Here is a 15,545-nt window from a genome sequence, read left to right on the forward strand (position 1 = left end):
CGCCGATGAAGCGTATCCTGATCGCTGACTGCAAGCAGGAGATCTCGTCCTTCAACCCGCTGCCGTCGCAATACGACAACTTCCTGATCCGCCATGGCGAGGAGCTCTACGAGCAGCGCGGCAATAACCAGGAGCTCGGCGGCGCGCTCGCAGTCTTCGAGGCGAGGCCCGATATCGCGGTCGTGCCGACGATCTGCGCGCGTGCCGGCAGCGCCGGCCTGCTCTCGGCCGAGGGCTGGAAGAGACTTTCCGAAGAGGTGCTGGCGGCGATCTTCGCCCGCCTCGACGGCATCGACGGGATCTATGTCTCGTTGCATGGCGCGATGGGCGCCGATGGCGAGCTCGATCCGGAAGGCTATCTGCTGGAGAAGCTGCGCGAGCGCGTCGGCCCGGAGATGCCGATCGTCATCTCGCTCGACCTGCACGGCATCCTGACCGACCGCATGCTGCGCCAGGTCGACGGCTTTGCGATCTACTGGACCTATCCGCATGTGGATTTCGCCGACACAGGCCGACGCGCGGCCGAATTGCTGCTGAAGCTGATGGCTGGCGGCGTCAGGCCGGTCGCGGCGCGCGTCGTCATCCCGGCGCTGGTCCGTGGCGATGAGCTGATCACCAAGACCGGCTGCTATGGCGAACTGCTCGCCGAATGCCGCCGGCTCGAGGAAGAGGGCAGCGTGCTCGCCGCCGGCATCATGATCGGCAACCCCTTCACCGACGTGCCGGAGCTCTGTTCGCAGGTGCTGATCCTCACCGATGGCGACGCAGCGACCGCCGAGCGGGAGGCGACAAGGCTGGCGCAGGAGTTCTGGCCGTTGCGCTTCCGCATGCAGGGCAAGCTCGTGGCGCTGGGTCGCGCCATCGCCCAGGCGCGCAGCATCGACGGGCCGGTGATCTTCACCGATGCCGCCGATGCGACCTCCTCGGGCGCCTCGGGCGACAGCAATGCGATCCTCGCCGGCCTTCGCGGAGCCAGCTACGGCAAACGGGTGCTGGCCCAGATCGTCGATGCTCCAGCTGCGGCTGCGGCGCATGCGGTCGGTGTCGGCGCGAGCCTCTCGCTGACGCTCGGCGGCTCGATCGATCCGGCCCGGTTCCCGCCGCTGCCGGTGACGGCGACGGTCAAATTGCTCTCGGACGGCGAAGCCGCGCTCGAGACGATGAAGGCGCCGCTCCGGGCCGGCCCGACCGCGGTGCTGACCTATGGCAACGTGACCGTCGTGGTGATGAGCCGCTCGGTCAGCCTGTTCGACCGGGCGATGTACTACGCCAACGGGCTCGATCCCGAGGATTTCGACCTGATCGTGGTGAAGTCGCCCCACACCGAGTTCCACATGTTCGATCAGTGGTGCGCGCGCAATTTCAACGTCGACGCGCCCGGTGCGACCTCGGCGAACCTGAAAAGCCTCGGCCACCGCATCTGCGCCCGTCCGGTCTATCCACTCGACGACAACGTCACTTTCGCGCCCCGCGCGACGATCTACGAACTGTGAGGACTGCGCCTATGCCCAGGATCGAGGCTGTCGACTTCTTCTACCTCGCCATGCCCGTCGTCACCGACGAGGCCGATGGCAGCCAGGACGCGCTGCTGGTGCGGGTCGCCGCCGGCGGCCATGTCGGCTGGGGCGAATGCGAGGCGGCGCCACTGCCCTCGATTGCCGCCTTCATCTGCCCAATGTCGCACGGGGTCTGCCGGCCTGTCGCCGATTCCGTCCTCGGCCAGAGCCTGGACGGCCCGGAGGACATCGCCCGTATCGCCGCCGCGGTCGCCTACAACTCGATGGACCTGCTGCAGGCGCCGCATACCTTCTCCGGCGTCGAGATGGCGCTGTGGGACATCCTCGGCAAATTGCGCTCCGAGCCGGTGTGGCGCCTGCTCGGCTATCGCCAGAGCCATCCCAAGACGCCCTATGCCTCGGTGCTGTTCGGCGACACGCCGCAGGAGACGCTGGAGCGCGCCCGCGATGCCAGGAAGCGGAGTTTCCGTGCCGCCAAGTTCGGCTGGGGGCCGATCGGCCGTGGCAGCGTCGAGGCCGATGCCGAGCATTTCGTCGCGGCGCGGGAGGGCTTGGGAGCGGACGGAATCCTGCTCGTCGATACCGGCCAGATCTTCATCGAGGACGTCGAGCGCGCGGCCGCCCGCTTGCCGGCCATGGAAAAGGCGGACGTCCGCTGGTTCGAGGAACCCTTCCACGCCAGTGCTCTCGAAGCCTATGGCGCGCTCGCCAAGAGGAGCCCAAAGGTGCGCCTCGCGGGTGGCGAGGGCGCCCACAATGAATCCATGGCCAAGCAGCTCATCGATTATGGCGGCATCGGCTACGTCCAGATCGACTGCGGCCGGATCGGCGGCATCGGCCCGTCCAAGGCGGTGGCAGATTATGCGGTGGCGAAGGGCGTGACCTTCGTCAATCACACCTTCACCTCGCATCTGGCCCTCTCGGCCTCGCTGCAACCCTATGCCGGGCTCGCCGATCACGAAATCTGCGAATATCCGGCGATGCCGAAGCCGCTCGCCACGGCGATCTCCGTCAATCATCTGGAGCGTGATGCGCAGGGGCAAGTCGCAGCGCCCGATGCGCCCGGCCTCGGCATCGAGGTCGCGACCACCGCATTGCAGAGCTACCTGCAGGACGTCGAAATCTCCGTCCAGGGCAAGCGGCTCTACAGCACGCCTAGCCTCTGAACGGCGCTTGACGATGTAGCGCCGCCTTATAGGGTGGGCGCGATCGAGGTTCTCCGGGTTGCTTCCGGAGCTAAGAGGGAATTCGGTGAGGCGCGCTTGCGCCAAAGCCGAGGCTGCCCCCGCAACTGTAAGCGGCGAGCTCTCCGTCCATCGTCCACTGGCGCTCCTTGCGCTGGGAAGGCCGGGCGGAACCGGCGTCGACCCGCGAGCCAGGAGACCTGCCCCGATCGTCGAAGACGTCTTTCGGGCGGGGTGTCCCGGAGGTGTGCATCGGTGGCGGCCGTCCGAGCCTGCCATCTGTCCACATCCCCTGCGAAGCTCCCATCCGTCATCTCGGGGAGCGATGAAGTCCATGTTCATGACGACAGCCATGCGCGCTACCGCGCAGAGCTTGACGGCTGCGTGCCGTCCACTCTATCAGAAATGCAACATTGTTACATTTGAGGTTCGCCCCGTGCCGACTGCGCGCCAATTCACCCGCCTGCTGCAATGGCCCGCCGCGGCGCTTCTCGGAACTTTGCTCGCGGGTGCAGCCTCTGCTGCGCCGACACAGTATCCGCTGACGTTGGAGAACTGTCGCGAGAGCGTGACCTTCGCCGCGCCGCCCAAGCGCGTCGTCGCGATCGGCCAGACGCAGACCGAGATCCTCTACGCACTCGGCCTCGGCGACCGTGTCGTCGGCACGGCCGTCTGGTTCTCGCCGGTCGCCAAGCCCTATGAGGCGGTCAACGCCAAGGTGAAGCGCCTCGCCGACAATGATCCGAGCTTCGAGGCGGTGCTCGCCCAGGAGCCCGATCTCGTCACCGCGATGTTCGAATGGCATGTCGGGCCCAACGGCATCGTCGGCAAGCGCGACCAGTTCGCCAAGGTCAAGGTCCCGACCTATGTCTCGCCGACCGATTGCGTCGGCAAGGACAATTCCGGCGCCGGCGACGGTGTGCGCACCCAGATGTTCACGATGGAGCTGGTCTATCGCAACATCCGCGAGTTCGGGCAGATCTTCGATGTGTCCGACCGAGCCGAAAAGCTCGTCGCAGAGCTCAAGGCGCGCGAGGACAAGGCGGTCCAGGCGGTGGCAAACGTCAAGGCCAAGGACGTGCCGGTCGTGGTCTGGTTCTCCAGCAAGGACATCAAGGGCGACGGCTTCATGGCCGGCAAGAACGGCGTGCCGGCCTATATCCTGTCGAAGCTCGGCGCCCGCAACGTCATCACGACCAATGAGGAATGGCCGCTGGTCGGCTGGGAGAGCATCGCCGCCGCCAATCCCGCGGTGATCGTCACGGTGAAGATGGATCGCCGCCGCTTCCCCGCCGACGATATCGAGAAGAAGCTCGACTTCCTCAAGACCGATCCCGTCGCCAGCAAGCTCGATTCGGTCAGGAACAGCCGTGTCGTGATCATCGATGTCGGCGCGACCCGCGCCGGTCTGGACACGGTCGACGGCATCGAGACGCTCGCCAAGGCGATCGCTGGCTTCGGCCTTTCTCCTTGAGCCACGCCGTCCACGGCCCCAACTGGCCGGCGCGGATCGCCATCGCGCTGGCGTCCCTGCTGGCGCTCACCCTCTCGGTGGCGCTGGCGGTGACGATCGGCGAGATGCGCATCCCGCTCGACACGGCGCTGCGGGCGCTCGGCAACGGGCTGTTCGATCTCGATTTTCCGGTCAGCGCGATCCAGCAGGGCGTGATCTTCGATTATCGCCTGAGCCGGGCGCTTATGGCTGGCCTCTGCGGCGGGGCTCTGGCGCTCTCGGGCGCGATCCTGCAGGCGCTGCTGCGCAATCCGCTGGCGGAGCCTTATGTGCTCGGCATCTCGGCCGGCGCCTCGACCGGCGCCGTCGCGGTGCTGATCCTCGGCGTCGGTATCGGCGGCACAGCGCTGAGCGTCTCCGCCGGCGCCTTCATCGGCTCCTGCGCCGCGCTCGCCGTCGTCGCGCTGCTGGCGACGGGCGCGGGAGGGGCGAGCGATCGCGTCATTCTCGCCGGTGTCGCCACCTCGCAGCTCTTCAACGCCGCGACTGCGACGATCGTCACGACATTGGCCAGCGCCGAGCAGGCACGCGGCGTGATGTTCTGGCTCCTGGGGAATTTCGGCGGCGTGCGCTGGCCGGATCTCTGGATCGCGGCGCCGGTCGCCTTCATCGGCTTTTTCATCTGCATGCTGCATGCCAAGGTGCTCGACGCCTTCGCCTTCGGTGTCGATGCCGCTGCCTCGCTCGGCGTCGCGGTTACCAGGGTGAAGGTCATCCTCTTCGCGACGACTGCCGTGATGACCGCGGTGATGGTCTCGATCGTTGGCACGGTCGGTTTCGTCGGGCTGATCATTCCGCACGCCGCCCGTTTCCTTGTCGGTTCCGGCCATGCCCGTCTGCTGCCGGCCTGTCTCGTCATCGGCGCGATCTTCATGATCCTTGCCGACATCCTGTCCCGTATCCTGATCCCGCAGCAGATCCTGCCGATCGGCGTGGTGACCGCGCTGTTCGGTGCGCCGGTCTTCGCCTTGATCCTCTATCGCGCCAGGAGACCAGCATGAGGCAGCCGGCATGACGCTCGCGACCCGCGAGGTGCGCTGGGCCGCGGGCGGCCGGATGATCGTCGATGGGGTGACGCTGCAGGCGGCTCCCGGCCGGGTGCTTGGCCTGATCGGTCCGAACGGCTCGGGCAAATCGAGCCTGCTGCGGCTGCTCTGCCGCCTGCGCAATGTCGCGAGCGGCGTTGTCATGCTCGATGGACGCGACATTGCTGTGGTGCCGCGGCGCGAGCTTGCCCGCCGCCTCGCCTTCGTCGAGCAGCAGGCGACGACGGAGATCCAGCTCTCGGTCTGCGATGTCGTCCGGCTCGGTCGCACGCCGCACCGCGCCGCACTCGCATCATGGAACGATGCCGACGAGGCAGCGGTGAACGAGGCGCTGGCGCGGGTCGGGCTCACCGACCGGCACGACCAGTTCTGGCACACGCTCTCAGGAGGAGAGCGCCAGCGGGTTCACATCGCCCGGGCGTTGGCACAGGAACCGAGCGAGCTCATCCTGGACGAGCCGACCAACCATCTCGACATCCAGCATCAGCTCTCGATCCTGGGGCTGGTCCGCCGCCTTGGCATCACCTGCATCATGGCGCTGCACGATCTCAACCTCGCGGCGATGTTCTGCGACGAGATCGCGCTGCTGCATGAAGGCCGGCTGCAAGCGGCCGGGCCGCCGGACGAGGTTCTGACTGCCGAGGCGATCCAGCACATCTTCGGCGTCGCGGTCTCGATCCGCGAGGGAGCGTCGGGACGCCGGCATATCGAGTACCTGATCGAAACGGAGCGGAGGCAGTCATGAAAGCAGCTGAAGCACAGGCCCAGGTTTCCGATTACTGGACCCGGCGCGCGCCGGCTTTCGATGGCGTCGCCTCCCATGTCGCGCAGGCCTCGCTCTGGCGTGATGTCCTCGCCACCGCCTTCGAGATCCAAGATGCGAAGGACGTCGTCGATCTTGGTACCGGGACCGGTGCCTGTGCGCTGATCGCCGCCTCTCTGGGACACCGGGTGCGCGCCTGCGACGGCTCCGAGGGGATGCTCGCCGTCGCCCGGCAAGCCGCCGAAGCGTCGGGGCTCGAGGTCACCTTCGAACAGGCTCTGATCGAGGCGGCGACGTTCGCGGCGGAATCCGCCGATATCGTGACGCTGCGCAATGTCCTCTGGACGCTTCCCGAGCCGATGGCGGCGCTGCGCAAGGCTCACCTCGTGTTGCGCCCGGGCGGCCTGGTGCTCGTCTCGGACGGGCTCTGGTCAGTCGCGGCGCAATATCGCTCGACCTATCCTGACACCCTCGCCACCAGCCTGCCGCGCCATGACGGGCTGACAGAAGACGAGGCTCGGGCGATGCTGAGCGAGGCCGGCTTCGGCCCGGCGCGCAGCTGGCAACACCTCTTTCCGGCCTCGCCCTATCCCGGCGACGTGCCGATGTTCGTGTTGACGGCGCGAAAAGGCTGAAGCTGCTGGTGATCCTCGGCGGCCGGGGGGCGCCCGTCCCCAAGGCGAGGGGAGCGCGACTAGCCGTCCCTGGTTCGCATCCCCTGAGCAGCTTGTTTTCGCCCTAGAGCCGGATGATTTCAGTTGGAATCGCAAGGCGATGCCAACTGAAATCTGAATCCGTCTCTCATCGAAGAGTTAGAGCAGGATCGATGCGAAAAACCGGTTCCCACTTTTTCGCATCCTGCTCTAGGAAAAACAGATCGTGCTGGCCGCGAAAGGATCGATGCAGATCAGGACGATCAAATTATGCCGGATACCGGGAATTGGCCTTCGATTGACCCGCCAACCGTTCGTCGGTTCATCACGCGGACATCGGAAGAAGCCGGAAGACGCAGGATACCCCTATAGCATCGGACGCCCGGATCGAAGTCTTCCGCATCGCCCTCCGGGCTGGCAAGCTGGCGCGCCGCATTTCGAGCGCTCGTACTTGAGCAGCAGGCCGGAAGCCCACACGTCTGCCGACGACGATTCGCGTGTTCATCCGGCGAAGGGCCAAAGCCCCCTGCCACCTCCGAGCGGCGCTGTATCAGCCGCACGTCTACACCGCCAACCTCAATCACCCGGCAGCGCCGATAGAGCTTTGATCGACAGAGCAGCCAAACACGCAGGCCCGGTCAAGCGAGCCGCATCAGCACTGAAATCGACTGTAGGAAAGCTGTAAAATCGGAGCTCCAAAAGGAGCTAGGTAATGGCGCGCCCGAAAGGATTCGAACCTCTGACCCTCAGATTCGTAGTCTGATGCTCTATCCAGCTGAGCTACGGGCGCGTGACAGCGGAGCGGTTTGGAAGGCCGCCGGGGCTGACGAAAGCCGACTTAAAGGCTCGCGCTGCGCTTGGCAAGCCCCGTTCTGCCCTCTTCGTTCGCTTTCTCTCGGAGCCCGGACCCGGTGGCTGCCAGGAAGCCGTCAGCGATGCTTGCCATGCAGCAGGAGCGGGTGCGGAACCTCGTGCCGCGTCACGTCCTTGCTCGTCTCGCCGGCCGGCGCCTGGCCGCCATGCCGGGACTTCGGCAGCTTCTCGGCGATGCCATAGAGCTCCTCGCGCCGGTCCATTTCGCGCCAGATCTCGCCGGGCGTGATGCCGAGTTCGCTCCACAGCACGACGAGATTGTAGAGAAGGTCGGCGCTTTCCCGGACGACGGCCGGGCGATTGTTCTGCACCGCCTCGATGCCGACCTCGACCGCTTCCTCGCCGAGCTTCTTGGCCATTTTCGGCACGCCTTCGCGGATCAGCTTGGCGGTTCGGGATCGGGCCGGATCATGGGCGCGGGCCGAGAGCACGGCGGCGTAGAGCTTCTGCACCGAATCGGTCATCGCAGCAGAATCGGGCCGCCATGTAAGGGTTTCGTGACGGTCCCGCCTTCTGCGCCGGGCGCTCACCGCGTCAGCCCTGCGAACTGGCGCGCGACCTCGCGGTAGACATCGCGCTTGAACGGGATGATCAGCTCCGGCGTCTGCGCCAGTTCAACCCAGCGCCAGGCATCGAATTCCGCCTTGTGGCCGCCAGCCGGCGCGAGGATGTTGATCTCGCTCTCGTCGCCCTCGAAGCGGAAGGCGAACCATTTCTGCGACTGGCCGCGATAGCGGCCGCGCCAGGCTTCCTTGCCGATCTCGCGCGGCAGATCGTAGCTCAGCCAATCGGGCGCCTCAGCGAGCAATGAGACCGACGAGACATTGGTCTCCTCGCGCAATTCGCGATAGGCGGCCTCGATCGGCTGCTCGCCGGCATCGATCCCGCCTTGCGGCATCTGCCATTCATGGCCCGGCGCGACATGCTCACGCTGGCTGCGATTGGCGCGGCGTCCGATGAAGACGAGGCCGGCCGGGTTGAACAGGGCAAGGCCGACGCAGGGACGGTAGCCGGCGGGAGGTTTCGTCATCGCAGCGAGCCGGTGGTCGAAGGGTTGCGGAAGCTGCGGGCGGCGCTGACCGGGACGATGACCAGGTTCTTTGCCTCGAGCGTGCGGGCCCAGCGGGTGATCCGCTCGATCGTGATCGGCAGGGCGCTGGCGGTGCCGACGACAGCGCCCTGGTCGCGAGCGAGCGTCTCGAGGCGCTGCAATTCCCTGTCGATCGCCTCGGTGCGCGGGACGGCGTCGAGGGCAAGCTCGGCCTTGAGCGCCGGGATCTGGGCCCTTGTCGCCGCCGATGCGAGCAGGCTGCGCGGCGAGGAGCCATCGTCGACGACCATCAGGCCACGTCCGGCGAGCTCGCGCAGCAGCGGTGTCAGCGCGGTATCGTCGGCAGTCAGGCGGCCGCCGAGGAAGTTGACGATGCCGACATAGCCGGTGACGCGGCCGAGTACCCATTGCAGCCGGTCGAGATTATCGCTGCCCTTCGGCCCGGTAAGCAGGGTATGCGGCCCCGGATCGTTGTCGGGATAGTCGAACGGCTCCATCGGCACCTGCAGGAAAACCTCGTGGCCCTCGCTGCGCGCTCGCTGCACGGTTTTCTCCAGATCGGCGCCATAGGGGGCAAAGGCGAGCGAGACGGCCCCCGGCAGGCGCGCGATCGCCTCGCTGGTCGAGCTCTGGCTGATACCGAGGCCGCCGACGAGGATCGCGATCCGACCGGCGGGCTTGGTGGCGGGGGTGGGGCCGAGCGGGCGGGCATAGACCTGCATCGGTGTCGCGCCATCGGGGCCGATCTTGGGCAGCAGGCCATGGCGCGTGCGTTCGACGAGCCGCTTGTCGGGTGCCGGCGCAAGTTTGATTACGCCGTCATCGGGCACGGTGATGATGATCGCACCGGGGGCATCGGCGCCCGGCCTGACGACGGTGACGCCGGATTCGGTTTCGAGTTGACTGGCGCTGGCGGGGCCGCGTCTTTCCTCAGCGGCGGGCTGAAGCGGGGCCTTGGCGATATCGGCAGCCGCGGAGCGCTCGCGGATCATGGAGGTTGCGATCGGTTCGCCGCCAGTGGGATCGCGCTTCAGCGCTGCGTAGAGGGCAAGAGCGGCGAAAGTGACGGCCAGGACGCTCGTCAGTCCGCGCCAGAGCCAGCGCCCATAAGGTTGCGGCGCGCGCGCGCGCTTCGCCTGCCCGAGCGGCTGGTCGAGTTCGCTGAGCGGCAATCCAACCAAGAAGCGCCGTCCTCTTCGACGTCATCACGCATGCGAATCAGTTCGCATCGCTAGAGTCGGATGATTCGGGCTGGAATCAATCGCCAATCGGCCGCAGGGAAAACAATCTCCTGCGGCCGTTGCACAAGTGCCGAGTTGTCGGGCTGGAAAGCCCGGCGGCTCAGTCCGACTTGCTCAGTTGGACTTTCCGGCTTCCGGAGCGGGCGCAGGGGTGGGAGCCGGTGTGGCAGGCAATGCCACGTCCTTCTTGCCGCGCAGCAGGTTGAGCGCCGCGGCGAGCTGGGTGTCCTTGGCCGGATCGATCGGAACGTAGGACGGCGAGCCGGCCTGTTCCTCCTTGCCGTCGCCATTGCGCAGATGGCCCTTGAGCGAAGCCTCGCCCTTGTTCTCGGCCTTGTCCTTCAGCTCGGCCGGCACGTCCTGGATGATCTCGATGTCGGGCGTGATGCCCTTGGCCTGGATCGAGTTGCCGGACGGGGTGTAGTAGCGCGCCGTGGTCAGCCGCAGGCCACCATTGTCGCCGAGGCGGATCACGGTCTGCACCGAGCCCTTGCCGAAGGAACGCGAGCCCATGACGGTGGCGCGCTTGTGGTCCTGCAGGGCGCCGGCGACGATCTCCGCGGCGGAGGCGGAGGAGCCGTTGATCAGCACCACGACCGGCTTGCCCTTGGTCAGGTCGCCCGACTTGGCGTTGAAGACCTGGGTCTCCTCGGCGTTGCGGCCGCGGGTGGAGACGATCTTGCCGCGCTCGAGGAAGGCGTCGGAGACCAGCACCGACTGATCGAGCCGGCCGCCGCGGTTGTTGCGCAGGTCGATGACGTAGCCCTTGACCTTGTCGAAGCCGATCTCGGCATTGACCTTGTCGAGTGCCTTGCGCAGGCCCTCATAGGTCTGTTCGCTGAAGGTGCCGATGCGGATATAGCCGACATCGTTCTCGACGCGTTCCTCGACCGCCGGCACGACGATGTTGGACCGGGTCAGGGTGAATTCCAGCGGCTCGGTCTTGCCGGGGCGCTCGATCTTGAGCTTCACCTGCGTGTTGATGATGCCCCGCATCTTCTCGACGGCCTGGTTGAGGCTGAGGCCCTTGACCTCGTCACCGTCGATCTGGCGGATCATGTCGCCGGCTAGGATGCCGGCCTTGGAGGCGGGCGTGTCGCGAATCGGCTTGGCGACCTTGAGGACGCCGTCCTCCATCGTCACCTCGATGCCGAGCCCGCCGAACTGGCCGCGCATGTCGATGTCCATGTCGCGGAAGCTCTTGGCATCGAGATAGGCCGAGTGCGGATCCAGCGAGGAGACCATGCCGTTGATCGCGGCCTCGATCAGCTTCTGCTCATCCGGCTTCTCGACATAGTCGGTGCGGATCTTCTCGAAGATGTCGCCGAACAGGTTGAGGCTGCGATAGACCTCGGCCGAGGCCGCGACCGCGCTGGTCGAGGAGAACAGCCTCGTCTGCGTCGCGACACCAGTGAGGCCCGCGCCGGCGATGGCGCCAGCCAGAACGAGAGAAACCTTGCGCATCATCCGCGAACCTTTTCGCTTTGCGATTTCGTCCACCACGGCGTCGGATCGATCGAGACGCCGTCTTTCCTGAACTCGATATAGAGGACCGGCTCGCCGGTCCCCGCTCCCACATTCGTCGCGGCCGCTTCCGCGGTCTCGCCCATTACCGCGACCGGCTCTCCCGCCAGCACAAACTGGTTCAACGACACGTCGATGCGCTGCATGCCTGCCAGAAGAACATAGTAACCATTGCCGGCATTGAGGATCAAGAGTTGGCCAAAGGAGCGGAACGGCCCCGCATAGACCACCCAGCCATCCGAAGGTGACGAAACCACGGCATTTGGCCGGGTTGAAAGCGAAATTCCGCGTGTCGGGGCGCCAACTTCATCGCTCGACCCAAATCCACGCAATTGTGAACCGGCGACCGGCAAAGGCAGCATGCCGCGCAATTCCTGGAAGGCTGCCTTGGGGGCGAGCCGGGCAGGATCGCGGAAGGCGAGCTGCGCCATGCGCTGGCGCTGCTCCTGCGTCTCGGCCTCGATTGCGCGGCGGGCGGCGTCCGCGGCGCGGGTGGCCGAGGAGATGTCCTTCTCGATGCGTTCGACGAGCTCACGCAGCGTCCTGGCTTGCGCCGCGAGTTCGCCGCCGGTGGCGCGCTGCGTCTCGATGTCCTGCGCGGCGCTCGTCTCGCGTACACGCCGCGCCTCGATCAGCGACGCCAGGCGTTGGCGCTCGCCGGCCAATCCCTCCATCTCGGCAGCGATGGCCTTGCGCTCATCGGCGATGCGTTCGCGCAGGCGCACCAGCTCGGCGAGGTCGGTGCCGAGGATCGTGATCTCCTGGCGCAGATCGGGCACGACCGCACCGAGCAGCATCGAGGCACGCACCGCCTCCAAGATATCCTCCGGCCGGACCAGCACCGCCGGCGGCGGTCGGTGGCCGATGCGCTGGAGTGCGGCGAGGACCTCGCCGATCAGGCCGCGCCGGCTTTCCAGCGAGCGCCGGATCGCGGTCTCGCTGGTCTGCAGCAGGGAGAGACGCTGCTCGAGCCCGGCGATGCGGCCTTCGGCTCCTTGCGTGCGGGCGGTGGTGTCGAGCAGGGCCTGGTTGAGCTTGGTCCGGTCGGCGCGGATGCCCGCGATCTCGGCTTCGAGCTTGGCGCGCGCGTCTGCGCTACCGGCGAGCCGCTCCTCGATCGCCTTGAGCTCGGCTTCGCGGGCGCGCTTCTCCTCACGCTTCTGCTCGGTCTCGCGGGCGGTCTGCTCCGAATCAGGGGTGGCAGCCGTCTGAGCCAGAGCGGTGCCGGCGGCGAGGCAGGCGCACAGCAGCGCCGGCCAGGGCCGGAGTGCGCGCAAAATCCGAATCAGCCGGGAGGGGCGGGTCATGCCCGATGATAGGGGTGGCCGGCCATGATCGTCATCGCCCGATAGAGCTGTTCGAGCACGAGCGCCCGGACGATCTGGTGCGGAATGGTCAGCGCGCCAAAGGAGAGCACCAAGGTGGCGCGCTCGCGCAGCTCGGCATCGAGCCCGTCGGCGCCGCCGATCAGCAGGCTCGCGGCTGGGATTCCGCCGTCGCGCGCAGTGGCGAGACGGCTGGCGAAGGCGTCGCTGTCCAGGCTCCTGCCGCGCTCATCCAGGGCAATGACGAGCCCGGAGGGGGGCAGGCGCTCTGCGATCAACCTGGCTTCGTCGCGGCGGCGCTCCTCGGTGCGGCGGCCGCGGCTTTCGGCGAGCTCGACGACATCGGGCCCGCTCAGGCCGAGCCCGCGGGCAAGGCCCTGGGAGCGTTCCTGATAACGGGCGCAAAGGTCGCGCTCCGGCCCGTCCTTGAGGCGGCCGACGGCGATGACCGACAGGCGCACGAGAACTGAAACTCAGCCGTCGAGGCGCTCACGCGGCCGGTCGGCACCCCACATCTTTTCGAGATTGTAGAACTGGCGCACTTCCGGGCGGAAGATGTGAATGATCAGGTCGCCGGTGTCGATCAGCACCCAGTCGCAGGCAGGGAAGCCCTCGACCTTCGGCGTCTCGTGGCCAGCCTTCTTGAAGGCTTCGACGAGGCTGTCGGCGATCGAGCCGACATGGCGGTTGACCCGGCCGGAGGCAATGATCATGGCGTCTGCCAGCGAGGTCTTGCCGACCAGATCGATCACGGTGGCGTCCTCGGCCTTCATGTCGTCCAGGACCTGGAGCGCGAGCGCAATGCTGGACGCGGCCGGGTTGTCGGTCAGGGCAGCCGGGGGAAGCGGCGTGGTGGCAGCTTCGCCGATCGATTGACGGTTCAGAGTCGTATCCTCACGTGACGACGCGCTCACCGCGCGACGCCCCAATTTAGGCGCCGGGGGGCTGAAATTCAATTGTTTTCGGCGAGCTCGCGCAGATAGGTCGAGGATAGTTCGGAGCGCCGCCCGTGCAGGAAAATCCAGGCTGGCGGCGTGCGCACCGGCAAGGCTGCGCCCTGATTCTCCGGCAAACGCCAGCGCGCCATCCAGTTGGCGGCGGGGGAGGCGACCGAGTGGAGGGTCGAGCCCGGGCGGTCGATCACCGCGATCGGCATCATCCTGGCGATGGCGCGCCATTCGTTCCAGCGATGGAAATTCGCCAGATTGTCCGAACCCATGATCCAGACGAAGCGCACACCTGGGCAACGGCGCTTCAACTGGCGCAGCGTGTCGGCGGTGTAGCGGGTGCGCAGCGTCGCCTCGATGCCGGTGACATTGATGTGACTGTGATTGGCGAGCGCCCGGGCCGTCGCGATGCGCTGCGTCAGCGGCGGCAAGGCATGGTTGTCTTTCAAGGGGTTGCCGGGGGTGACCAGCCACCAGACCCGGTCGAGCTGGAGCCGGCGCAAGGCGGTGAGGCTCGCCATGCGATGGCCGTCATGGGCCGGGTTGAAGGTGCCGCCGAACAGCCCGATGCGCAGGCCGGGCGCGTGCGGCGGCAGGCGCAGCTCCTCGGCGCTCACGGTCGGACTTGGCCCCGGCCATGGACCCGATATTTGAAGGAGCAGAGCTGCTCGACGCCGACGGGGCCGCGGGCATGCATGCGGCCGGTGGCAATGCCGATCTCGGCGCCGAAGCCGAACTCGCCGCCATCGGCGAACTGGGTCGAGGCATTGTGCAGGACGATCGCCGAATCGACTTCGACGAGGAAACGGGCTGCGGCGGCCTCGTCCGCCGTCACAATCGCATCGGTATGGTGCGAGCCATAGGTCTCGATATGCGCGATCGCGGCGTCGAGGCCAGCAACCACCTTCACCGCGATGATGCGGTCGAGATATTCTGTGCGCCAGTCTTCCTCGCTCGCCGGCGTGACGCGCGGATCGACGGCCAGCGTCGCCTCGTCGCCGCGTACTGCGCAGCCCTCGTCGAGCAGGGCGGTGACGAGCGGCTGCAGATGCGTCGCGGCGCAGATTTCGTCGACTAGCAGCGTCTCGGCGGCGCCGCAGACGCCGGTGCGGCGCAGTTTGGCGTTGAGCAGGATCTCCTGCGCCATGTCGAGTTCGGCGGCGGCATGGACATAGACATGGCAGTTGCCGTCGAGATGGGCGAAGACCGGCACGCGCGCCTCCTTCTGCACCCGCGCGACGAGGCTCTTGCCGCCGCGCGGCACGACCACGTCGATCGTGCCGTCGAGCCCCTTGAGAATCTCGCCGACAGCGGCTCGGTCGCGGCTCGGCACGAGCTGGATCGCCTCGCGCGGCAGGCCGGCCGCAGCGAGCCCGTCCTGCATCGCGGCGGCGATCTCGCTCGAGGTCCGGAAACTGTCGGAACCGGCGCGCAGGATTGCGACATTGCCGCTTTTCAGGCAGAGCGCGCCGGCATCGGCGGTGACGTTGGGGCGGCTCTCGAAGATCACGGCGACCACGCCGAGCGGGGTGGCGACGCGCTCGAAGAACAAGCCATTGGGTTGCGTCCAGCTCGCCAGCACGCGCCCTACGGGATCGGGCAAGGCGGCAATATCGGCGACGGCCTGGGCGATCGCCTCCAGGCGGGCGTCATCGAGGGCGAGCCGGTCAATGAATGAGGCGGCGAGGCCGGCGGCCTGCCCATCAGCGAGATCCTGACGATTGGCGGCGAGGATCGCCGGGGCGCGCTCGCGCAAGGCGACGGCCATGGCCGCGAGCGCACGATCACGCTGCTCAGCCGGCGCGGTGCCGACCCGGCGCGCCGCGGCGCGGGCGCCCCGGCCGAGCGCGCCCATCAGCGTGGCGACATCGCCGTTCTCGTTGTCAGGCGCGGGCATGCGCCGGGCGC

15 protein-coding genes, 1 tRNA gene and 1 riboswitch are annotated in these 15,545 nt (G+C 67.2%); of the genes, 6 read left to right on the forward strand and 10 right to left on the reverse strand.

Annotated elements, in window-relative coordinates; genetic code table 11:
* The first annotated feature begins 5 nt into the window (after positions 1-5).
* The 6 genes from B6S44_RS13615 (at position 6) to B6S44_RS13640 (ending at position 6,658) form a co-directional block, all read left to right on the forward strand.
* A complete protein-coding gene (locus tag B6S44_RS13615) occupies positions 6-1,493 on the forward strand; it encodes a M81 family metallopeptidase (RefSeq protein WP_129157428.1) in 1,488 nt (495 codons plus the stop codon).
* An 11-nt stretch (positions 1,494-1,504) separates the two neighbouring features.
* On the forward strand, positions 1,505-2,683 hold the full coding sequence (locus tag B6S44_RS13620) for a mandelate racemase/muconate lactonizing enzyme family protein (RefSeq protein ID WP_129157429.1): 1,179 nt from the start codon (positions 1,505-1,507) through the stop codon (positions 2,681-2,683).
* A gap of 29 nt (positions 2,684-2,712) precedes the next feature.
* Positions 2,713-2,923, forward strand: a riboswitch (cobalamin riboswitch).
* A gap of 241 nt (positions 2,924-3,164) precedes the next feature.
* The gene (locus B6S44_RS13625; RefSeq protein WP_248309605.1) at positions 3,165-4,175 is read left to right on the forward strand and encodes an ABC transporter substrate-binding protein; all 1,011 of its coding nucleotides are present in this window, start codon (positions 3,165-3,167) and stop codon (positions 4,173-4,175) included.
* On the forward strand, positions 4,172-5,215 hold the full coding sequence (locus B6S44_RS13630; RefSeq protein WP_129157430.1) for a FecCD family ABC transporter permease: 1,044 nt from the start codon (positions 4,172-4,174) through the stop codon (positions 5,213-5,215). The genes B6S44_RS13625 and B6S44_RS13630 overlap by 4 nt, the downstream gene beginning before the upstream one ends.
* Before the next feature lie 10 nt (positions 5,216-5,225).
* On the forward strand, positions 5,226-6,005 hold the full coding sequence (locus B6S44_RS13635; RefSeq protein ID WP_129157431.1) for an ABC transporter ATP-binding protein: 780 nt from the start codon (positions 5,226-5,228) through the stop codon (positions 6,003-6,005).
* On the forward strand, positions 6,002-6,658 hold the full coding sequence (locus B6S44_RS13640) for a class I SAM-dependent methyltransferase (RefSeq protein ID WP_129157432.1): 657 nt from the start codon (positions 6,002-6,004) through the stop codon (positions 6,656-6,658). Before B6S44_RS13635 ends, B6S44_RS13640 begins: the two co-directional genes overlap by 4 nt.
* A gap of 731 nt (positions 6,659-7,389) precedes the next feature.
* Here B6S44_RS13640 and B6S44_RS13645 read toward each other — a convergent pair.
* The 10 genes from B6S44_RS13645 to B6S44_RS13690 form a co-directional block, all read right to left on the reverse strand.
* Positions 7,390-7,466 (reverse strand) — tRNA-Arg (locus B6S44_RS13645).
* 139 nt (positions 7,467-7,605) lie between these two features.
* Entirely contained in the window at positions 7,606-8,013 is a 408-nt protein-coding gene (gene hisE / locus B6S44_RS13650) for a phosphoribosyl-ATP diphosphatase (RefSeq protein WP_129157433.1), read from the reverse strand.
* A gap of 62 nt (positions 8,014-8,075) precedes the next feature.
* Positions 8,076-8,579 (reverse strand): RNA pyrophosphohydrolase, encoded by a 504-nt coding sequence (locus B6S44_RS13655; RefSeq protein ID WP_129157434.1) that lies wholly within the window; start codon positions 8,577-8,579, stop codon positions 8,076-8,078.
* A complete protein-coding gene (locus tag B6S44_RS13660) occupies positions 8,576-9,781 on the reverse strand; it encodes a divergent polysaccharide deacetylase family protein (protein WP_248309587.1) in 1,206 nt (401 codons plus the stop codon). Before B6S44_RS13660 ends, B6S44_RS13655 begins: the two co-directional genes overlap by 4 nt.
* A gap of 174 nt (positions 9,782-9,955) precedes the next feature.
* The gene (locus tag B6S44_RS13665; protein ID WP_129157435.1) at positions 9,956-11,305 is read right to left on the reverse strand and encodes a S41 family peptidase; all 1,350 of its coding nucleotides are present in this window, start codon (positions 11,303-11,305) and stop codon (positions 9,956-9,958) included.
* A complete protein-coding gene (locus B6S44_RS13670; RefSeq protein ID WP_129157436.1) occupies positions 11,305-12,672 on the reverse strand; it encodes a murein hydrolase activator EnvC family protein in 1,368 nt (455 codons plus the stop codon). The genes B6S44_RS13665 and B6S44_RS13670 overlap by 1 nt, the downstream gene beginning before the upstream one ends.
* Entirely contained in the window at positions 12,669-13,151 is a 483-nt protein-coding gene (rlmH, locus tag B6S44_RS13675; protein WP_129157437.1) for a 23S rRNA (pseudouridine(1915)-N(3))-methyltransferase RlmH, read from the reverse strand. The genes B6S44_RS13670 and rlmH overlap by 4 nt, the downstream gene beginning before the upstream one ends.
* 12 nt (positions 13,152-13,163) lie before the next feature.
* Complete coding sequence (gene rsfS, locus B6S44_RS13680) at positions 13,164-13,520, reverse strand: ribosome silencing factor (protein WP_248309606.1); 357 nt, start codon at positions 13,518-13,520, stop codon at positions 13,164-13,166.
* 122 nt (positions 13,521-13,642) lie between these two features.
* Positions 13,643-14,254: a nicotinate-nucleotide adenylyltransferase gene (locus B6S44_RS13685; protein ID WP_248309588.1), complete on the reverse strand. Its 612-nt coding sequence runs from the start codon at positions 14,252-14,254 to the stop codon at positions 13,643-13,645.
* Positions 14,251-15,534 carry a glutamate-5-semialdehyde dehydrogenase gene (locus tag B6S44_RS13690; protein ID WP_129157438.1) on the reverse strand — a complete coding sequence of 428 codons (1,284 nt, stop codon included), beginning with the start codon at positions 15,532-15,534 and terminating at the stop codon, positions 14,251-14,253. Before B6S44_RS13690 ends, B6S44_RS13685 begins: the two co-directional genes overlap by 4 nt.
* Between the last annotated feature and the right edge of the window lie 11 nt (positions 15,535-15,545).

The sequence above is a fragment of the Allobosea sp. Tri-44 genome, assembly GCF_004123845.1.
GTDB lineage: Bacteria > Pseudomonadota > Alphaproteobacteria > Rhizobiales > Beijerinckiaceae > Allobosea.